Source organism: Flavobacterium limi (genome assembly GCF_010645075.1).
GTDB classification, from domain to species: domain Bacteria; phylum Bacteroidota; class Bacteroidia; order Flavobacteriales; family Flavobacteriaceae; genus Flavobacterium; species Flavobacterium limi.
Genome location: NZ_JAADZV010000004.1, coordinates 263,576 through 284,550 on the forward strand (window position 1 = coordinate 263,576; position 20,975 = coordinate 284,550).

The 20,975-nt window shown below is 34.1% G+C and carries 15 protein-coding genes and 2 tRNA genes; 6 read left to right on the forward strand and 11 right to left on the reverse strand.

Features of this window, described 5'->3' with window-relative positions; translation table 11 throughout:
* Positions 1-74: 74 nt before the first annotated feature.
* The 4 genes from rpsT to proS form a co-directional block, all read right to left on the reverse strand.
* Positions 75-326, reverse strand: a complete 252-nt coding sequence (rpsT, locus tag GXM16_RS10600) for a 30S ribosomal protein S20 (RefSeq protein WP_163394348.1) — start codon at positions 324-326, stop codon at positions 75-77.
* A 152-nt stretch (positions 327-478) separates the two neighbouring features.
* A tRNA-Glu gene (locus tag GXM16_RS10605) sits at positions 479-550 on the reverse strand.
* Positions 551-592: 42 nt separating this feature from the next.
* A tRNA-Glu gene (locus GXM16_RS10610) sits at positions 593-664 on the reverse strand.
* A 77-nt stretch (positions 665-741) separates the two neighbouring features.
* A complete protein-coding gene (proS, locus tag GXM16_RS10615) occupies positions 742-2,220 on the reverse strand; it encodes a proline--tRNA ligase (RefSeq protein WP_163394349.1) in 1,479 nt (492 codons plus the stop codon).
* A gap of 101 nt (positions 2,221-2,321) precedes the next feature.
* Between proS and GXM16_RS10620 the strand changes: the two genes are divergently transcribed.
* From GXM16_RS10620 to GXM16_RS10640, 5 genes are all read left to right on the forward strand, one after another.
* Positions 2,322-3,332 (forward strand): hypothetical protein, encoded by a 1,011-nt coding sequence (locus GXM16_RS10620; RefSeq protein WP_163394350.1) that lies wholly within the window; start codon positions 2,322-2,324, stop codon positions 3,330-3,332.
* A 46-nt stretch (positions 3,333-3,378) separates the two neighbouring features.
* The gene (locus GXM16_RS10625) at positions 3,379-4,965 is read left to right on the forward strand and encodes an OmpP1/FadL family transporter (protein WP_163394351.1); all 1,587 of its coding nucleotides are present in this window, start codon (positions 3,379-3,381) and stop codon (positions 4,963-4,965) included.
* A gap of 215 nt (positions 4,966-5,180) precedes the next feature.
* A complete protein-coding gene (rimO, locus tag GXM16_RS10630; protein WP_163394352.1) occupies positions 5,181-6,494 on the forward strand; it encodes a 30S ribosomal protein S12 methylthiotransferase RimO in 1,314 nt (437 codons plus the stop codon).
* 44 nt (positions 6,495-6,538) lie between these two features.
* Positions 6,539-7,069: a hypothetical protein gene (locus GXM16_RS10635; protein WP_163394353.1), complete on the forward strand. Its 531-nt coding sequence runs from the start codon at positions 6,539-6,541 to the stop codon at positions 7,067-7,069.
* 34 nt (positions 7,070-7,103) lie between these two features.
* The gene (locus GXM16_RS10640) at positions 7,104-8,015 is read left to right on the forward strand and encodes an N-acetylmuramoyl-L-alanine amidase (RefSeq protein WP_163394354.1); all 912 of its coding nucleotides are present in this window, start codon (positions 7,104-7,106) and stop codon (positions 8,013-8,015) included.
* A gap of 547 nt (positions 8,016-8,562) precedes the next feature.
* On the opposite strand, the gene GXM16_RS10645 is transcribed toward GXM16_RS10640, so the two are convergent.
* The 7 genes from GXM16_RS10645 to GXM16_RS10675 all read right to left on the reverse strand — a co-directional run bounded on the left by GXM16_RS10645 (position 8,563) and on the right by GXM16_RS10675 (position 19,532).
* Positions 8,563-9,588, reverse strand: coding sequence for a porin (locus tag GXM16_RS10645; protein WP_163394355.1), 1,026 nt, complete (start codon positions 9,586-9,588; stop codon positions 8,563-8,565).
* A 579-nt stretch (positions 9,589-10,167) separates the two neighbouring features.
* Complete coding sequence (locus GXM16_RS10650) at positions 10,168-11,130, reverse strand: glycoside hydrolase family 5 protein (RefSeq protein ID WP_163394356.1); 963 nt, start codon at positions 11,128-11,130, stop codon at positions 10,168-10,170.
* Positions 11,131-11,140: 10 nt separating this feature from the next.
* Positions 11,141-12,373 (reverse strand): glycoside hydrolase family 27 protein, encoded by a 1,233-nt coding sequence (locus GXM16_RS10655; RefSeq protein ID WP_163394357.1) that lies wholly within the window; start codon positions 12,371-12,373, stop codon positions 11,141-11,143.
* An 89-nt stretch (positions 12,374-12,462) separates the two neighbouring features.
* Complete coding sequence (locus GXM16_RS10660; protein ID WP_163394358.1) at positions 12,463-13,515, reverse strand: hypothetical protein; 1,053 nt, start codon at positions 13,513-13,515, stop codon at positions 12,463-12,465.
* 16 nt (positions 13,516-13,531) lie between these two features.
* Positions 13,532-15,127 carry a RagB/SusD family nutrient uptake outer membrane protein gene (locus tag GXM16_RS10665; RefSeq protein WP_163394359.1) on the reverse strand — a complete coding sequence of 532 codons (1,596 nt, stop codon included), beginning with the start codon at positions 15,125-15,127 and terminating at the stop codon, positions 13,532-13,534.
* Positions 15,128-15,137: 10 nt separating this feature from the next.
* The gene (locus GXM16_RS10670; RefSeq protein WP_163394360.1) at positions 15,138-18,338 is read right to left on the reverse strand and encodes a SusC/RagA family TonB-linked outer membrane protein; all 3,201 of its coding nucleotides are present in this window, start codon (positions 18,336-18,338) and stop codon (positions 15,138-15,140) included.
* A gap of 315 nt (positions 18,339-18,653) precedes the next feature.
* Positions 18,654-19,532: an AraC family transcriptional regulator gene (locus tag GXM16_RS10675; protein ID WP_163394361.1), complete on the reverse strand. Its 879-nt coding sequence runs from the start codon at positions 19,530-19,532 to the stop codon at positions 18,654-18,656.
* 304 nt (positions 19,533-19,836) lie between these two features.
* Between GXM16_RS10675 and GXM16_RS10680 the strand changes: the two genes are divergently transcribed.
* On the forward strand, positions 19,837-20,973 hold the full coding sequence (locus GXM16_RS10680) for a glycoside hydrolase family 26 protein (RefSeq protein ID WP_163394362.1): 1,137 nt from the start codon (positions 19,837-19,839) through the stop codon (positions 20,971-20,973).
* Positions 20,974-20,975: the final 2 nt, after the last annotated feature.

The window sequence follows — 20,975 nt, forward strand, 5'->3', positions numbered from 1 at the left end:
TTACTCAATTTGATAAAAACAAAAAAAAGTCCTCAAAAGAGGACTTTTATATATATTTGATAAATTGAATTTAATTACAATTTAGCAACATGTTTCGTTAATTTTGACTTCAGGTTAGAAGCTTTGTTATCGTGGATGATGTTCTTTTTAGCTAATTTATCAATCATAGAGATTACAGTTGATAATTTTGCAGCAGCATCAGTTTTATCGGTAGATAATCTTAACGCTTTGATAGCATTACGAGTAGTTTTATGCTGATATCTGTTAAGAACTCTTCTTTTTTCGTTACTTCTGATTCTTTTTAATGCTGACTTATGATTTGCCATTTCTTTTAATTTTAGATGTAATAATTATTATAAATACTAGTTAAAAAAGAAAAACCTCCCACAACTGCTAAACAATCACTTTGGTTTTAACTAATAAAATAAAAACAGAGACACCAATTTTTATTTTATAAAACTTATTTACAACTATTTTGTAGTCCGTGGGGGAATCGAACCCCCCTTACCAGGATGAAAACCTGGCGTCCTAACCGATAGACGAACGGACCTTAATTTCTAAGCTGAAAACTTTCAATATGCAATATAACTTGTAGTCCGTGGGGGAATCGAACCCCCCTTACCAGGATGAAAACCTGGCGTCCTAACCGATAGACGAACGGACCATGCTTCTCTAATGCGGATGCAAAGATACATCTATTTTTTAGTTGCACAATAGTTGAAGCAAAAAAAAATATTTTTTTTAATATGCCTTAGCAAATAACACTCTTTTTGTAGAAGGATTTCCAGTAAACACACAGCTTCCCGCCTCTTCTACATGACTTAAAGGTATACAACGAATTGTAGCTTTTGTCAAGTCTTTTATTTTCTCTTCAGTAGCAGCTGTCCCATCCCAATGAGCCGAAACAAAACCTCCTTTACCATCTAAAACGTCCTTAAATTCCTCAAAACTATTCACTTCGGTAATATGTTGATTTCGATAGTCTAATGCTTTATTGAATAAATCGGCCTGAATCTGTTCTAAAAGATCATTTACATAATTCACGATTCCTTCGCCAGAAACTGTCTCTTTTGTCAATGTATCACGTCTCGCAACCTCAAAAGTACCGTTTTCTAAATCTTTTGGACCTACTGCAATTCGAACCGGCACTCCTTTTAATTCCCATTCAGCAAACTTAAATCCTGGTTTTTGTGTAGTCCTGTCGTCATATTTAACTGAAATCCTTAACTTTTTAAGCTTAGCCGTTAAGTCATTAACTGCAACCGTAATTTCAGCTAATTGATCATCTGTTTTGTAAATTGGCACAATTACAACTTGTATAGGTGCTAGATTTGGAGGCAAAACCAATCCCTGATCATCAGAGTGTGTCATTACCAAAGCCCCCATTAAACGAGTTGAAACCCCCCATGAGGTACCCCAAACATACTCTTGTTTCCCTTCTGCATTAGCAAACTTTACATCAAATGCTTTAGCAAAATTCTGCCCTAAAAAGTGAGATGTTCCCGCCTGCAATGCTTTTCCGTCCTGCATTAAAGCTTCAATACAATACGTCTCATCAGCTCCGGCAAAACGCTCCGTTTCAGTTTTTATACCTTTTACAACCGGAATCGCCATAAAGTTTTCCACAAAATCAGCATAAACGTTCATCATTTTTTCAGACTCCTCTACTGCTTCAGCTTTTGTTGCATGAGCCGTATGTCCTTCCTGCCATAAAAACTCCGCAGTTCTTAAAAACAAACGTGTACGCATTTCCCAACGCACTACATTAGCCCATTGATTAATCAACAAAGGCAAATCTCTATAAGACTGTACCCACCCTTTATATGTAGACCAGATAATTGCCTCACTTGTTGGACGAACAATAAGTTCCTCCTCTAATTTAGCATTCGGATCAACCATTAATTTCCCTTGTTTGTCAGGATCATTTTTTAATCTGTAATGTGTTACGATAGCACATTCTTTTGCAAATCCTTCTGCATTTTTTTCTTCAGCCTCAAACATGCTTTTTGGCACAAATAAAGGAAAGTATGCGTTTTGATGTCCAGTTTCTTTAAACATTCTGTCTAACTCAGCCTGCATTTTTTCCCAAATAGCATATCCGTATGGTTTAATTACCATACATCCTCTAACTCCTGAATTTTCAGCTAAATCTGCTTTAACAACCAGCTCGTTATACCATTTCGAATAATCTTCTGATCTTGTAGTGAGGTTCTTGCTCATATTGAATAGTTTGGCACAAATTTTGTTTTATTTTTTTTAACTAAATAGTTTCGCAAAACTAACTATTTTTGTAATGTGCAACAATAAAAAACACCACAGATATGAAAACTTCTATATACCTCCGACAAAATTCAGTTTATTTTTATACCATTGGAATACTGAGTTTACTACTAACATCTTGTGGCTCTTACCAAAATTCATCCTATAATAATGATGGGGTTTACGGTAACTCAACCACTTATGCACAGACAAATTCTACAAATAATCAATATAAAGATTATTTTAAATCACTGCAAAATGACGGAATGCCTACTGAAATATTCACTGATGTAGACAGCTACGGCAGTTATGCAGAAAACGACAGCATACAGGTTGCTTCAGCAACAGCTTATCCTGCATGGGGAAGCAGCAATTCTGAAGTATCTGTTAATGTGTATTCTGATCCTTTCTGGTCCGCGGGATTCGGTTTCGGATGGGGATACCCTTATTATGGATGGGGTTACGGCGGCAACTTCTGGGGATACCCTGGTTATGGTTGGGGATACCCTGGTTACTGGGGTCCAGGATGGGCATATTCCGGATACTGGGGGCCTGGTTATGGATATTGGGGAGGTGGTTACGGATATAATAACTACTCTTATAATTACGGAAGAAGAGGATCTACTGCATATTATGGCGGAAGAAATTATACTTCCAACAGAAGTTATAACACTAATAGAAATTACACTTCTAACAGAAGCTATAATACAAATAGAAACTATACTTCTAACAGAAATTACACCACTAACAGAAGCTACTCAAACAGACAAAACAGCTATTCAGATTATAGAAGAGAATCCTCTGTAAACAGAAGATCAAACCCTACATTTACAGACAGAAGGAGCTCAGCTCCAAGCAACAGTAGTTATGACTCAGGAAGAAGATCAAACACAACTACCAATAGAAACTACAATTACAACAATAGCAGTAACAATTCGTCCAGAAGCTATTCGACACCCAGCTCTTCATCGTCTCGTTCCTACAACAGCAGCGGAGGCGGCGGAAGCATGAGATCGTCTAGCGGCAGTGGCGGTGGCGGAAGATCATACGGCGGTGGAGGCGGAAGAAGGTAACATTTTACTTCTTTGGCCATCTAAGTAAATACTAAATTAAACCAAAATGAAAAAAATACTCTTCCTACTTTTTACAGGACTAACTGTCAGCGTCTCAAATTCTCAGGAAGTTTCTGACGCTATACGATACGCACAAGACAATATAGCAGGAACCGCCCGTTTTAGAGCAATGGGTGGTGCCTTTGGAGCACTTGGCGGAGATTTATCATCTTTATCTGTCAACCCTGCAGGATCTGCTATTTTTTTGAACAATCAGGTTGGTCTAACTTTTAGTAATCAAAATATCAAAAATAATTCTGATTATTTTAGTAACCAGACCAACGACAAGAAAAACTCTTTTATTCTAAACCAAGCCGGAGCTATTTTTGTCTTTAATGATCGTAATCCGAATAGTAACTGGAAAAAAATTGCAATTGGAGCTACCTATGAAAACACGAATAATTTCAACAATAATATTTTTTCAGCCGGAACTAATCCTGAAAACTCTATAGACGGTTATTTTTTAGATTATGCGAATTATGGCAATGGAGGAGCGCCAGTACCTTTTGATCTCATTGCCAATAATGACATTAATAACACTTACCGGAATTTAGGATCAAGTTTACCAAACGGACAATACCCAAACTTAACAGGATATACTGCTCAACAAGCGTATTTAGGATATCAGGGCTTTATAATAGATCCTGATACAAACGCCCCAAACAGTCCCTATCATACAAATATCCCTAAAGGCTATATCCAAAGAGATCGCGATTTTTATCAGGAAAACGAAATTTACAGCAGAGGATATAATAGCAAATTAAGCTTTAACATTGCAACTTCCTACAAAGACAGAATTTATCTGGGAGCCAATCTAAATGTTCATGTTACCGACTATAGAAGGTCCAGCAGTTTTTATGAACAAAATGATAATCCGCTTGAATCAAGAGAAACGATATCTCAATTGCGTTTCAATAATGAATTATACACCTACGGAAACGGCTTTTCTTTTCAATTAGGAGCTATTGGCAAAGTTACTGAAGCATTTAGGCTTGGAATAGCGTATGAATCAAACACCTGGTATGAATTATATGATGAAATTTCTCAAAGTCTTTTTACCACGAGACAAGCAGATGGCGGTCCTGAACTTAATGCGGAGGTTTTTCCTGATATAATCAATATATATGATTCTTACACTTTGCAAACTCCGGGGAAATTCACTTTTAGCGGCGCATATATCTTTGGAAAATCAGGACTAATTAGTATTGATTATTCTATTAAGGATTATGCAAATACTAAGTTTAAACCAACCAATAATTCTGGATTTAGAGATTTAAATGACACCATGAACAGTGAACTAACTTCAAATGGAGAACTCAGAATTGGTGGTGAATTCAAAATCAAGCGAGTTAGCCTACGTGGTGGTTATCGTTTTGAAGGAAGTCCATATAAAGATGAAAAAACAATTGGTGACCTAAACAGCTACTCAGCAGGTTTAGGATATAATTTCGGATCCACCAAATTAGATTTGGCTTATTCATACACTGAAAGAGACTCAAATCAGCGCTTTTTTGAGGCTGGATTATTTGATGGTGCAGCAAACATTACATCCAAACTTAACAATGTCACGCTTACTTTATTATTTGAATTGTAATTAGAAATTAAAATAGAGGAATGAAGATTTCCGTCTGGTCTTTACCTGGCGGATTTTTTTTAGCCCTGATGGAAGCGGCATCCTTTTGTGGTGGGGTTCACCACAAAAGATATAGCGGACAGCAGGATTAGCTTCATAAAAAACGCCTAAATGAAAACCTAAACAAGCGGTGTTTGAATAAAAAAGTGTAATTTTGCACTCCAATTTATAATAGTATGAGAACCAAGTCTTTAAAAAAGAACAAAATTAACGTAATCACTCTTGGGTGTTCAAAAAATGTATATGACAGTGAAGTGCTTATGGGTCAGCTTCGTGCCAATGGCAAAGAGGTACAACATGAAGCCCCTGAAAAAGAAGAAGGAAACATTATCGTAATCAACACCTGTGGTTTTATTGACAATGCAAAAGCAGAATCAGTAAACATGATTTTGGAATATGCCGATAAAAAAGACAAAGGTTTAGTAGACAAGGTATTTGTAACTGGATGTTTATCTGAACGCTACAGACCTGATTTAGAAAAAGAAATTCCGAATGTAGATCAATATTTTGGAACTACAGAACTGCCTCAGCTTTTAAAAGCTTTAGGAGCAGATTATAAACATGAATTATTAGGAGAACGCTTAACAACTACTCCAAAAAATTACGCCTATTTAAAAATTGCTGAAGGCTGTGACAGACCATGCAGCTTCTGCGCTATTCCACTAATGCGCGGTTCCCATGTTTCGCAACCAATTGAAAAATTAGTTAAGGAAGCACAAGGTTTAGCTAAAAACGGAGTAAAAGAATTGATTCTGATTGCTCAGGATTTAACTTATTATGGTCTTGATCTTTATAAAAAGAGAAATCTGGCAGAACTTTTAGAAGCATTGGCAACAGTTGAAGGAATTGAGTGGATTCGTCTACACTATGCCTATCCTACTGGTTTCCCGATGGATGTTTTGGAATTAATGAAACGTGAACCAAAAATCTGCAATTACATTGATATTCCGTTACAACATATATCTGACAGCATTTTAAAATCGATGCGCCGCGGAACAACTCAGGCTAAAACTACTCAGTTATTGAAAGATTTTAGAGCTGCTGTTCCGGGAATGGCAATCAGAACGACATTAATTGTTGGATATCCCGGAGAAACTCAGGAAGATTTTGAGATTTTGAAAGATTTTGTTCAGGAAATGAAATTTGACAGAATGGGTTGTTTTGCATACTCTCATGAAGAAAACACTCATGCTTACCAATTAGAAGATGATGTACCTGCAGATGTAAAACAAGCCAGAGCCAATGAGATTATGGAATTGCAATCGCAGATTTCATGGGATTTGAATCAGGAAAAAGTAGGGCAGGTTTACAAATGTATCATTGACAGAAAAGAAGGTGCTCATTTTGTAGGAAGAACAGAGTTTGACAGTCCCGATGTTGACAATGAAGTTTTGATAGATGCATCAAAACATTATGTTAAAACTGGCGAATTTGTTAATATAAGGATAATAGAAGCAACAGAATTTGATTTATACGGAGAACCTGCTTAAATTTACCGTAACAGATTTTTTAATTTCAATTTAGAAGTACTTTTATGAAACTTATACAATCTTTTTTTCTTTTAGTTTTTTTATTAAGCATAAATTTTGTTTCGGCTCAATATGGAAACGGATATAACAACGGCTATGGTAATGGCTATGGCGGAAGAGGCGGTGGAATGGGCATGGACAGAAGTATGATGCAGGGTCCGCAAAGCAGTCCGAGTAAACCAAAAGAAGTACCCGTTGAGGAAACAGCTGCTAAAATTGTAGAACAGATGAAACCTGAAGTAAATCTTGATGAATTGCAGGTTATTGCGATTACAAATGTTTTAGCTGACAGCATGAGAGAGCAAGGTGTTCTGTTAAAAAATGAAAGCAGCAGTCAGGATCAGAAAATTGAGCAGATAAATGCACTAAGAGAGGCTACTACAAAAAAAATAACCGCTTTTTTAAATCCAGCACAAGTAGAAAAGTACACCACTTTTATGAGTAATTTTAAAGAAATCAAAAAAACAAAATCAAAAAAGAAGAAAGACAAAAAGGAAGTAAAAGAAGATACTGAGGAAACAAAGCCTGCAGAATAAACTCTCTATACTTAACCATAAATGTAATTAAAACATGTTAAAAAAACATTTTTATTATCTGATTTCAACTATTATTATTACTTCCTGCGGAACAAAAAATCCATATAAAACTACTGAGAAAGTTTACGACCAAAAACTTAAAACTTTAGAAACTCAAATTACAAGTAAAGAAGTTCAGCCTATACCACCTGTTGTACCACCCGTAGTTATTGATACTACTTATGCTTCACAATTGGGAATAGTAAAAGATACACTTTCAAAAACTGGATCTACCGTTTTATTGAATGGTATTAACACAGAATGGGTAGGAACTGTCAATTTTAATTTAAGAAAACCAAGTTTTGTCATTATTCACCATACTGCACAAGATTCTTTGCAACAAACTATAAGTACATTTACAAAAACCAGAACACAGGTTAGTGCCCATTATATCATTTCTGAAAACGGAAAAGTTGTTCAGATGCTCAATGATTATTTGAGAGCCTGGCACGCCGGAGCCTCTAGCTGGGGTAAAAACACTGATTTAAATTCTTCTTCAATAGGCATCGAACTTGACAATAATGGTTTCAAACCTTTTACAGAAGCACAAATCAGTAGCTTAGTTGCTCTTTTGACCAAATTGAAAAAAGATTATAACATTCCGACGCAAAACATATTAGGCCATGCTGATATTGCCCCAGGCAGAAAACAAGACCCGAGTGCCTTATTTCCATGGAAAACATTAGCAGAAAAAGGCTTTGGAATATGGCCCGATGAGATTTTAGAAGAAGCTCCTTTTGATTTTAAAATCGAACCTGCCCTGCGAATTATTGGTTACAACACCAAAAATCTTTCAGCAGCGATTCAGGCTTTTAAATTGCATTACATCCAAACTGACACAAGTTCTGTTTTAGACCGTAAAACTATTGATACTATCTATTCGATTTATAAAAAGCAAGTTCAATAGCAAATAAATAAACTTTAAAAAATGCGTTTTTGATCATTCAGAACGCATTTTTTTTATTGAAAACTAATCCGAGCCTTTTTAGTAATTATTACTTATTTAATTCATAATTAAAGGCACAATTTATCTAATGTTTTAAACATATTTATACATCTAAACGTAAGAATACAAAATTTGCTATTTACAGGAACTAAAACTAGCTCATATACACGTTTTATACTTTTCTTTATAGTTATAATAATTTGAGTGAGTTAAAAAAATAAACTATAAAATCTTTCATGAATCACATTTCGATTCGGAATAACGTCTCTTACATATTTGCTATTTAATCTAAATTTAGAAGACATATTAAGCAAAAAACACAACTCTTAGAACAATATCGAAGTAAGATTATACTATTAACCAACATAGCTTGATTTGAAACAAATCATTTCGAATAGCACCAATAAAAAAAGCTGCCAAAAATTTATAATTTTTGACAGCTTCCAAAAAAAAAAAAAAATATCAATCTTTATCTCTTTTCAGAAAGAGTATGTTTTAATGTTAAATATTAGAATCCGTAAACTAAAGCTATAAGTACCTGAGAAGCCGATTTTGCAGGAGCTAAATCAGAATCCACAAACATAACTTCATCTGAATTAGAATCAAGTCTAAATTCAGGAATAATAGTCAAACCGTTTATCTTGTAATTTCCTGATAAAGTAAAAGCTGTAACATCTGTATCTAAAGAACCTTCTTTGGATTTAAAGTATTCTGCACGCACTCCTAAAGCAAAAGCATCACTAATTGCATAAGATGGATATAAAGCTCCTCCTGTATAACCAACATCACCTTCGTTTGAAAAATCAGCTGCATTTAAACCTAATTTAAATTTATCCGTTAATTGAAATGTGGCAGTCAAATCGACAATAGTACCACTTACAGATCCATCCATAAAGTTCAAATAAGCACTTGCTTTATCAGTTACGTAAGATAATTGACCCCCTACGGCATTTAATCCTTTTTGCGAATCGGCTTTGTAGGTATTCCAGGAGTCATTAAATACACCTAACATTGCACCAAATTTCTCAGTTATAGCATAATTTGCTTTAACACCTGCATTTTGAAATGGTCCATTAGTGAATAAATAAGAAGTAGAGTAGTGAAAGTTACCTACAGGTGATATCACCTCGTATCCAATAAATGTCCCCATATAACCTGCAGTCAGACTAAGTTTATCAGTAACTGCATAGCTTGCATACAAGTTTTGGATGTGGAACGAATTGTCCGCATTTGAAGTACTTCCATCACCATTTGGCAAAGATTGGTATTGACCTCTTGGCCCAAAAGAAATTTCACCAACAAAAGAAATATTTTTTATTTTTTTCTTCAAAGCAATATCTAGCATTCCTAAAGAAACTGAATTCTGATCTGTTGCGAAACTTGTTGGGATATTAGGCACTTTAGCAAAATCATATTTGTAATATATATCCCCTGAACCTGTAATTTCTAAAGGAGTAGTTTCTGAGGTTTCATCTTGAGCGAATGCAAAACTTGTTGTTAAGGCTAATGATAAAATACATAATAATTTTTTCATGTGTAAATTGGTTTTAGTTATTAAATTGATTCTGGTTAGTTAAATTTTTATCTCTTGTTGTATAATTAGGATTTCACTTTTTTAAATTTCAATTCTCCCTAAATCATCATCATTTTCTTCAGCGAATTTATTAACTTTTGTATGAGTAGAATAATCCAAATCTACTTTTTTGATATTTTGAAAGCAGAATTACGGATTACAAAAATTAAATTGAAAATAATCATTTTTTGATATTTATAAGGATGGCTTTTTAAAAATTCGACAACACATTTTTCAATATTTATCCTAAAAAAACAGGGTTTATAAATTTTAAAATACTAAAATAGCTACTTTTTCAGTCTATTTTTTAAAATAAAAAACAACACACCCTAAAAAAAACAGGGGTAAAGTAAAAAATAAAACAAAAACAAATAATTCCTACCAAAGATTGATACTAAATAACAACTAAAAAGCATTCAGATAAAATTCCTACAAAAAAACACATGAGATCAGCTTAGAAGATTACCAGTCAAAAACCTTTTAAAATAGAGAAAGCCTGTTCAAATGAACAGGCTTTCTTAAATCTAAAAATAACTGATACTACTTCTGACCATTGTATTTTATTAAAAACTCGCGAACTTTAATTCCTGACTCTTTCAGATCAGTATCCTTCCATTTTCCTTCCGATTTTGCAGATTTTTTCAATATTGAACAGGTTTCATCTTTATCAGAAACCGACCAGGTAATCCAGCTTAACTTTCGGGATTCCATCCAATCGATATATTCCTGCCAAGCATTCATATTTAAAGGTCCGTCTCCAGTAGCCTCCATACCGGCTGATTCTGAAATAAAAATCGGAAGTCCGTTTTTGATTGCTTCATCTGTCCTGTCCCTTAATTCTTTTCCATGCGTTGCAGCGTAAAAATGCATCGTATACATTATATTAGTGTATCCTAAAATAGGATCCGCTGCCGGAAGATGAACATCCTGATCCCAGTGAGGAGATCCAACCAGAATAATATTTTTAGAATCATTACTTCTTATTACCTTAATAACTTCTTCAGCATACGCCTTAATTTGTGGCCAGGTTTCATCATCCGGTTCATTGAAAACCTCATAAATAATATTTGGATACTTCGAATACTTTTTAGACATCTCAGCAAAAAAGGCTTTTGCTTCTTCTAAATTTATATTATGACTGTGCCAGTCTATAATTACATAAATGTCAGATTTTATAGCTCCTTTTATAACCGTTTCTATTTTGTCTATTGAAAATTGAGGTTCTTTCATATAAGACATCTGACCTAATTCAATTCCCATAGCCACCCGAACAACATTGCACTTAAAATCCTTTTTAAGCCAGGAAACCGCTTTTTCATTGTAAAATCTTGGCCACATGCTGTGCCAGCCAAAACTCATCCCACGCAGAACTACCGGATTATTACTTTGATCAACCAATTGAGTTCCCTGAACGCTTAACTGACCGTGTTTTTTTACGAATTGAGCTTTAGTAATTGAAAATATCAATAACAGAGAAAGCACAAAAAATACATTTACCTTCATAACATTTTTTTTATGGGATTAATCGTAATGTGATAACATCATGAGAAGCAAGATCGGCCACGAAACTCTTTTTAGTATTTCCGGCTTCTTTATTTTTCCAAAGATCTTTCAGTTTGTAAACTGTTTTTTCAAAATTTGCTTCATACCCAAAATCCAGATCTTTTATTAAATGCTTTTTCCAGTCAAAGTTGATTTTTTTGGCAACATCACTTCTGTTTAAAAAAGTAACAGCCCAATTCCCGTCAGATAATGGTTTTACCCAAACTTCCAATCCGTCCTCTGCCAGATATTTAAACCCCTGAATACCTAATTTGTCCTGATTTACAGAAATCAATTCCTTATTGGTTAAAATTGTTAATGTTTCTTTTGACATCTTTCTGTAATCATTTCCACTGAACAACGGTGACGCGAGCATGCACCATAAACTAAAATGCGCCTTATCTTCGGTGTCATTCATTTCATTCCCTACTTCCATCATATCAAAATCATTCCAGTGATCAGGTCCGGAATATTTACGGATATCTTTACGCATGTCTGCAATTTTCATAAATCCCCAGGATGACCAATTTTCCGGGTGCTTAAATTCGCAATCAAAACACGGATAAATATCTCCTGAAATTCTCCAAAGATTTCCTACTGGTTTTCCCCACTCCCAAGGCTGATTATCCCCCCATTCGCAGAGGCTAAACATTATAGGTCTCCCGGCAGTTTTTAATGCATTACTCATTGTTGTATAGGCCTCAGGAGCAGTAATCCCTTTTGTATTGCACCAGTCGTATTTCAGGAAATCAATTCCCAATTTCGCATAAAATCGGGCATCCTGATACTCATAACCGCGAGTTCCCGGATATCCGGCACAAGTTTGCGTTCCTGCACAATTGTATAACCCAAATTTCAGGCCTTTGCTATGCACATAGTCTATTACAGCTTTCATTCCGTTAGGAAATTTAACTGGATCCGGCACTAAATCTCCATTTACATCCCGTTCTTTCGCCATCCATCCATCATCTAATACAATATAGTTGTAACCAGCAGCTGCCAAGCCTGAAGAAACCATAATATCTGCTGTTTCTTTTACCAGTTTTTCATCAATATTGGTTGCAAAAGTATTCCATGAGTTCCAGCCCATGGGCGGAGTAATTGCCAGTCCTTCAAATTTTCCGGCAGATTGTGTATGGGTATTTCCCTGGCTGAATACACCAATTGAAAAACTCAAAGCCAATACTAAAATTATCTTTTTCATTTTTTTTAATTTAAAACACTTTATAAAAAATGTTCCCTAATTTTTCAATCAGGGAACATTTTAGACTAACTCAAAATCAAACAAATTATCTATTTCAAAACAAAGCCTAAATCATCAAATATCACGTTATTACCGGCACCTGTAGCCTCTTGTAACGTTAAAATTGAAAAATTAGCAGGATTTCCTAAATCACTTAATGCAATTTCTCTATAAACCCATTCCGTTGTGATTGGAAGAGCATAAGTTGAACCACCTATGCTAAGATTAACCGTTCCAATTTTTGTTCCTTTAACTGCTATTCTAAATGCTTTATATGGTGTGAGATCGATACTATTAAAGCCCCAATTTCCACCTTGGTATCCAGGACCAAAAACCCATTGCCAGGATTTTTCACCCTGATAAGTATCAACTGTATAATCAAAATTAACTCCAGTACCAGCCCATGGTCCTCCCCACTGCATACCATATAATTTTTCATCATATACAGCTGTTCCTATTGCCTCAGCAGATACAGCACTACCACCGATAGTTGTAACTGCTAAATTTCTAAAGTTAGCATTAGCCGGAATTTTTACAACAACTTGTTCTAAAGTTGAAGAAACAACAGTAAGAGGAACTGCAGGCAGGGTTTCTGTTTTTGCCAATGAAACCGACGGATTTAAGAAAAATTTCCCTTTAATCGTAACCTCATCACCTTCTACAGAATTAATCAAATTAAATGAATAAATAGTTGGTGGTGGTGGCGCAACAAATATCTCATAAACCACCGTTCCTGAATTTGTTACTACTTTTAACTCATTAGCAACATTTACAAAAGGCGTGTTTTCATCAATCAATATCACAATATCAGTATCAGTAACAAATGTTTTTTTAAAGTAAGTATCATAATCATTAAAATAAACTTTCTGAGTTGAAAGCAATCCTTTTCCATGAATAACGTAATAACTTTTTGGACTTACTATTGAAACTGGATCTAATGGGAAAACTTTACCGTCTTCATCATACCCAGATCTCATTATGGACTCTATAACCGGAACACCAGAACCAGAATCAGAATCATCATTTGAGCATGAACTAAAAAGCATTAAAGATAACATCAATGCAATACATGCTGTTAACGTAACAGTTTTTATATTTTTCATATTTATATTTTTGAAATTATTTAAAAGTATACGGGGCTACTTCTGTCAATTTTGGATTTTTAATCAAATCATCTGAAGGATAAGGCAATAAAAGACTTGTAGCAGTAATTGCAATATGCTTAGCTGTATATCTATCCCCTCTATCCTGAGCTTCTAATATTGCTTTAGCTTTAGCAAACGGCAAACGCCCTAAATCAAAATAATAATCTCCTTCAACTGCTAATTCTGCACGTCTTTCTTTAAAAATATCATCAAAAGATATTGAAGCTTTCTCAGGTAAACCTGCTCTTTTACGAACTGCATTGAAAGACTTAAGAGCCATCGGATCGGTAGTACTCCCAGTTTGGGACGCTAATATAGCTTCGGCATGAATTAACAACAACTCGGCATAACGCATTTGATAAGTATTCATACTACTTTCTCCATTAAATGGTTTGTTAAATTTGCCTGTAATTGGTAAATTTTCTTTTCCAATTACATATTTTTTTACTCCTGAACCAGAATTTTGAGTTTCATTTGCAATATCAAAAGTATAACCTAATATGTAAGGAGCTCCTACCGTTGTTTCAGCATAGGTTAAATTTGGATAAAAATCCCCTGGAAGCATAAATGTCTCTATTCTTCTTTTATCATTTACTTCATATGCATTTTTAATTAAATCCTGGGATGGAGCGATACCCTGGCTATAAGTAGTTTCTACCAATCTATTTTCAGGAGCAAAAGTTGTATTAGAGAAGTTACCTTCAAAATAAGTTCCATTACCTGTCCATTGCCATGAAAAAATTGACTCTTCATTATTATTGTTTTTTTGTAAAAATAAATCAGCAAAGGACATCGTAGGCAACTCCTCACCTCCTAACAATTTAAACTCACCACTATTAATAACTTCCTGAGCCATAGCCCTGGCTAAATCATATTTTTTCTGATACAAATATACTTTGGCCAGGAATGCCTTTGCAGACCCACTTGACACATGAGCATTGGCTGCATAATTTGACCCTCTAACTTTTGTTCTTAAATTGGCTGCAGCAAATTTTAAATCATTTTCGATAAATTTATAAACATCTTCAACCGGGTTACTTGGTATAACAAAATTCTTAGAATAATCTGCGTTATTTTCAATAATAGGCACATTACCCCACAATCTAACTAAGAAAAAATAGGAAAAAGCTCTGATGAAATGGGCTTCACCTAAAGCATTATTCAATGCCTCTTTACTAACTTTAGGTCCAACACTAATAGGTAAACTATTAATATAAGCATTAGAATTTGCTATCGCCCCAAAACATGATCTCCAGGAATCAGAGATATAGGAAGCCGTATTTGTAAAGCTCAAATCTGTAAACTTAGCAAAATTATCATTATACTTTGAGACCAGATTACCCGATATAACATCTGTAATCGCATAATAACCTTCTTTATTCATATTAAACCACACAATACCATAAAGTCCATTAGTTGCATTGTCAAGTTTAACATCTGAGTCATAATAATTACCCATCGTTGGAGTTCCTTCGGCAGGCACATCTATAAAATCCTGAGAGCAGGAAGATGAAACCAATAAAATTACAGTTAAAGCAATAGCACTGCTCTTTTTTATTATATTTTTCATATTAGTAATATTAAAATTCAACATTTAAACCTAAAGATATTTGTCTAGGCGTAGGGTAACGTCCATTATCAACACCTGACAACAGCGCATCCTGATTATAAGATCCTACCTCAGGATCATACCCCTTATATTTTGTAAATGTGTATAAGTTTTGCGCAGTTGCATACAATCTCAAGCGGGATAATTTAATTTTTGAAATAATATCCGAAGGCAAAGAATAACCTAAAGTTACATTTTGAATTCTTAGATAAGATCCATCTTCAATAAAACGTGATGATATTGCATTATTTATATGGGAATAAACTGAAGGAGTTGGCAAAGAACCATCTAAATTATCAGCTGAATAAAAATCTGCCGCTTCAGTTAAATAGTTTGTCCCAACATTACTATTCATTACACCTGAGGCTCTGGTTAAATTCATAATTTTATTCCCTGTAGTTCCCTGAAGCATAACAGATAAATCTACATTTTTATATTTGAAATTATTAGTAAACCCAAAAGTTAATTTTGGATTTGGATTTCCAATTGGAACTAAATCATTTACATCAATAATACCATCGTTATTCTGATCTTTATAAATCACATCTCCTTTTTGAAAATTTGGCAACAAAGAGTTTGTCCCATTTTTCAAAGGCACCCTTGTACCTCCATTATCATACCCATAAGTTAACAAATCTTCATCAGTTCTGTAAATACCCGTAGCCTGATAACCTACAAAAGAACCTATTGGCAGACCTTCGGTAGTTCTTGAAACAGTTATAGGATGATAAGCAAGTGTATTCATTGACCTGACAATATTCAATCCTGCCATATCCGTAACCTGATTAACATATTTCGATAAGTTCAAACTACTATTCCATGAAAAATTTTCAGTAAAATTATGAGTATACCCAAGTGTAACCTCAACACCCCTATTTTCCATGCTTCCAAGATTAAAGTAAGGTGGATTAACTCCTCCTTCATAGTCTCCCCCACCAGAAAGGAAGTTTGGTAAAGGAACCTGATATAGGAAATTCTTATTAACTTTTCTGTAAAGCTCTACTGTAGCAGTAAATTTAGAATCAAACAATGTAAAATCTAAACCTAAATTAGTTTGCTCCTGAGTTTCCCATTTCAAATCCTTGTTAGGAGTATTTGATGGCAGATAAGAATTCCCCATTGAACTATTAACTATATGCAAATTAGCATCATATAAATTATTACCAATTTGATTGTTCCCTGTCTGCCCCCAACCAAATCTCAATTTTATCCCATCAATATATTTTTTTGTTCCCTCCATGAAAGCCTCATTGGAAAGTTTCCAGGAAGCACCAAATGAACTGAAAACCCCCCATTTGTTACCTACTGTAAATTTCGAAGATCCATCCGCCCTCACAGCTGCTGTAACACCATATTTATCTCCATAATCATATACTACCCTTCCCAAATAAGAAGACAGTGTTTGCGTACCCTGATACGGACTACTTATAATTGCTTTTGATAAATCAGAAGCTGCTAGGGAATGATCACTGTTATCTTTAAAACCAGTAGCATTAACAGAATGTCCTTCCCAATGCGATCTATTAGACTCCTGCACTGCCAAAACTGTAAAATTATGCTTATCAATCGTGTTCTTGTAAGTCAGCATATTTTTAATGTTCCAGGAATTACCCGAAGAAGGGTTATAGTATAGGTTAGCATAATCTTTAACTGCATTTCCTAAGGCATACATTGGATCATATTGCTGACCTAAATTATCATACATATAACCTCCAAATTCAAAGCGATATTCTAATCCTTTAAATAAATCAATTTGAGTATAAAAATTACCAGAATAGTTTTTTCTAACTAAAGTATTAGAACCCAACAAAGAAGTTGCAACAGGATTAATAAAAGAAGTTAAACCTCCTGCAGGCGGACCAGCAAAAGTCCCTGACAACTCTCTAACAGGAATATCCGGAGTAGACAATAATGAAGTAGCTACTACCCCATTAAACTGACCGTTCAAAGTCAATTTTTCATCTGTTAATGCAGCACTAACATTCAAACCTACTTTTATAAATTTATTAATTCTAGCATCAATATTGGATCTGACATTATATCTTTTAAAACCAGATTCTATTACGATACCATCCTGATCAAGTACCCCTCCGGAAATATAATAACTTATTCCATCTTTACCGCCTGAAAAAGACAGCTGATGTGAAGTCATAATCCCTGTCTGATAGATTTCATCCTGCCAGTCTGTACCTGTCCCTAAAAGTTCAGGATGGGCAAATTCAGCACGAATAGCTGTATCATCGCCAGGGCGTAAAATAGGAGCTAAAGCATTTTGATGAGTTGCAAATTGTCGCAAATTCATCGAATGTAATTTTTTAGGTAAATTGCTAAAAGAATAAGAACTTTCATAAGCTAATTTCCCCATCCCTTTTTTACCTGATTTTGTTGTTACAATAATAACACCATTTGCTCCCCGAGAACCATAAATAGCAGTAGCAGAAGCATCCTTAAGAATATCAATAGATTCTATATCACTTGGGTTTATTAATGACAATGGACTGTATGTAATATTACCCGCATTTGAAAAGTTAGAATTACCGGCTGCATTTCTCCCAGAGGTAGATGAGTTTCTTGCATCTCCCGAAATTGGCACTCCATCAATCACATATAAAGGTTCATTAGTACCTGTCAAGGAAGAAGCACCTCTGATTTTAACAGAAACATTACCTCCCGGTTCACCTGAATTATTATTCACGACTACACCTGCAGCCTTACCCTGCATCATCTGATCAAAAGATGCAACCTTTAAATTTTCAATATCTTTAGAACTAATACTTGAGATAGCACTGTTAACATCCTTTCTTTTTACAGTTCCGTATCCAATTACCACAACTTCTTTAAGATCTTCCGACGTTGGTTTAAGAGAGACATTGATAGCCGTTTTTCCATTAATCGCTACTTTTTGAGAATCAAAACCTATAAAAGAGAATAACAAAGTTCCATTGGCAGGAACATCAATAGTATATTTCCCATCAAAATCAGTTGCAACTGAAACATTTGATCCTACAACAGAAATGTTAGCACCCGGTATCGAGAGCCCTTTATCATCAGACACAACTCCTGATACTTTTACCTGAGCTGTAATAAAGTTACTCAGCAACAGAAATAAAATCAATGGAATAGCTCTGTGGTTAGCATTCCAATGAATAAAATTAGTCATTAATTTTTTCATAATAAATGTTTGGTTAGTTTAAGTTTGAATACTTCTATAAATACAGCAAAATCAGATATGATTTTTTAGCGGTTTTATTTTAACAAATCTATAACAGAAGCATACATGAAGTTAATAGTATTATATCATTTGATGATAATATTTTTGCTTTAATAATTTAAAAAAACACATAGTGAAATAAAATTGCTGTTTTTTTGAATTATTCACAATTAACCAGTATATAAACCCAACAAATAATAAACAATAATTAACTAATCTTCAAAAATTAAAACGATTTCGTTAAAAATAATACTTATTAATGAAAAAAAAGTATCACTATAAAATTCGTTTTAACCCAGAAAAATCTTCCCTATACTGACTGGGCGTACAGTTTTTAATAGCTTTAAAACTACGATTGAAATTGGCAATATTATTAAACCCGGATTTAAAAGCCACTTCTGAAACACTCATATCTTTTTCAACCAGCCAGCGGGCAGCATATCCAATCCGGATATCATTAATATAGTTTACAAAAGTTTTTCCGGTACGTTTTTTAATAAACCGGTTAAACGAAATTATAGACATACTCGCTATATTAGCAGCGTCTTCTAAAGTGATTTTATCAGCAAAATGTTTTTGTACATATTCATACACCAGTTTCATTTTATCGTAGTCATCAAAAGTATCGTAATCTACCGTATAAGTAGAAAGCAGTCTTTGATTTCTGGAATTTGCCAAATCATACAACAACGAAGTGATTTCTAAAAAATAATCCATACCATCTAATTTAGAAAGCTTTATCAATCTTGGAGTCAATTCTTCAGCAACTTTTTTAGAAAACAAAATACCATGGATCGAACGATTAAACATATCCCGAATTGGATTCATAATACGTCTTGAAAGCAAAGATTCATGAAATAAATCATTATGAAACTGTATCGTAATTTCATGTATTTTTTTACTTGTACACTTATTTAATTCCCAACCGTGATATAAATTCGGCCCAATAAGAACCAATTCAACACTGTCAATTTCTTCAATATTATCTCCCACTACACGTTTAACTCCTTTTCCGTTTAATATAAAATTAATTTCAAATTCAGGATGATAATGCACCGGAAAATCAAAACTATCTTTAATCCTGTCGAAGACCAAAAAACTATCTCCACTAGACAGTGGAGCAATCTCTCTATAAAAATTTTTAGCAGTACTCATCTTACAATATGTTTTTAAGGATTTAAAACAATAAATTTAACTGCAATAATATGATATATAATTGATAAAATAATATTAATTCTACTATAAACATCCGATTATCTTTGAAAAATAAAATTATCATTTCCTTTAAATCTACATTAATAGTAAGCGTTAATCATTTTTAACCTAATATTTTTTTATAGTTTTAATAATTTTAAAGAAAATATAGTATTGAATTCTTATTTTAAAAAAAACTAACGAAAATTACAATACAACATTGAAGTAGCAATGATTACTACATGATAAAAAATAAATATTCTAAATGAAAAAAAACATATTAACTCTTATAATATCAGCATTTACTGGGATTTCATGTTCTTCACAAGCGGTTTCAGATAATACTAATTTGTCACTTTCAGATAAAAAAGCGACACCTGAAACTGTATCTCTTTATAAAAAACTGAATGCATTAGCCCCAAAAGGATATCTTTTTGGGCATCAGGATGACTTGGCTTATGGCGCAAACTGGAAGTATCAAAATGGAAGAAGTGATGTAAAAGAGGTTTGTGGCGATTATCCTGCAGTTTACGGATGGGATATCGCGGGCCTGGAAAAGGACGACAATAATAATATTGACGGGGTTCCTTTTGACAAAATGAAACAATACATAAAAGAAGCAAATGAACGAGGCGGTATCTCAACAATTAGCTGGCATTTTGACAATCCGTCGACTGGAAAAAATGCCTGGGATAACACTCCAAATTCACTAAAAACCATCTTACCGGGTGAAAAAAATCATGCAAAATTCACATTATGGCTCGATAAGGCTGCCAGTTTCTTTTTGTCATTAAAAGATAAAAAAGGGAAAAGCATTCCAATTCTTTTGAGACCTTACCATGAATTAACCGGAGGCTGGTTCTGGTGGGGAAAAGGAAATTGTACCGCTGAAGAATTTAAAACAATCTGGAAATTTACTTTTGAATACCTGCAAAAAAAGGGAGTACATAATTTAATTTATATCTACAACACAAGCAGTTTCAGTTCTAAAGAAACTTTTTTAGAGAATTATCCGGGTGATGATTATGTGGATATTTTGAGTTTTGATGCATATCAAAATGGCGAAGATAAAAGCGGCGAAAAATTTATTACTGAAGTTCAGAGTCAGCTTAAAATCATAAACGAAATTGGCATTGAAAAACATAAATTAACGGCTGTGGCAGAAGCCGGATACGAAGCCGTTCCGGATGCCAAATGGTGGACTGGCACTTTTTCAAAAGCAATTGGAGATTATAAAATATCTTATGTCTTACTCTGGAGAAATCATGGCTGGCAGGAAAAAGAACAAAAAATGCATTATTATGTCCCTTATTCAGGTCAGATAAGCGAAAAAGATTTTGTTGATTTTTATAATCTTGAGAAAACATTATTTGAAAAAGACATTAAAAAAGCATTAAAATAACT

What these genes read in the sequence shown, in the direction of transcription:
- GXM16_RS10675 (WP_163394361.1), bottom strand. Translation starts at nt 19,532, where the DNA reads ATGAGTACTGCTAAAAATTTTTATAGAGAGATTGCTCCACTGTCTAGT.
- GXM16_RS10620 (WP_163394350.1), top strand. Translation starts at nt 2,322, where the DNA reads ATGAAAACTTCTATATACCTCCGACAAAATTCAGTTTATTTTTATACC.
- rimO (WP_163394352.1), top strand. Translation starts at nt 5,181, where the DNA reads ATGAGAACCAAGTCTTTAAAAAAGAACAAAATTAACGTAATCACTCTT.
- GXM16_RS10660 (WP_163394358.1), bottom strand. Translation starts at nt 13,515, where the DNA reads ATGAAAAATATAAAAACTGTTACGTTAACAGCATGTATTGCATTGATG.
- GXM16_RS10670 (WP_163394360.1), bottom strand. Translation starts at nt 18,338, where the DNA reads ATGAAAAAATTAATGACTAATTTTATTCATTGGAATGCTAACCACAGA.
- rpsT (WP_163394348.1), bottom strand. Translation starts at nt 326, where the DNA reads ATGGCAAATCATAAGTCAGCATTAAAAAGAATCAGAAGTAACGAAAAA.
- GXM16_RS10665 (WP_163394359.1), bottom strand. Translation starts at nt 15,127, where the DNA reads ATGAAAAATATAATAAAAAAGAGCAGTGCTATTGCTTTAACTGTAATT.
- GXM16_RS10625 (WP_163394351.1), top strand. Translation starts at nt 3,379, where the DNA reads ATGAAAAAAATACTCTTCCTACTTTTTACAGGACTAACTGTCAGCGTC.
- GXM16_RS10655 (WP_163394357.1), bottom strand. Translation starts at nt 12,373, where the DNA reads ATGAAAAAGATAATTTTAGTATTGGCTTTGAGTTTTTCAATTGGTGTA.
- proS (WP_163394349.1), bottom strand. Translation starts at nt 2,220, where the DNA reads ATGAGCAAGAACCTCACTACAAGATCAGAAGATTATTCGAAATGGTAT.
- GXM16_RS10650 (WP_163394356.1), bottom strand. Translation starts at nt 11,130, where the DNA reads ATGAAGGTAAATGTATTTTTTGTGCTTTCTCTGTTATTGATATTTTCA.
- GXM16_RS10635 (WP_163394353.1), top strand. Translation starts at nt 6,539, where the DNA reads ATGAAACTTATACAATCTTTTTTTCTTTTAGTTTTTTTATTAAGCATA.
- GXM16_RS10680 (WP_163394362.1), top strand. Translation starts at nt 19,837, where the DNA reads ATGAAAAAAAACATATTAACTCTTATAATATCAGCATTTACTGGGATT.
- GXM16_RS10645 (WP_163394355.1), bottom strand. Translation starts at nt 9,588, where the DNA reads ATGAAAAAATTATTATGTATTTTATCATTAGCCTTAACAACAAGTTTT.
- GXM16_RS10640 (WP_163394354.1), top strand. Translation starts at nt 7,104, where the DNA reads ATGTTAAAAAAACATTTTTATTATCTGATTTCAACTATTATTATTACT.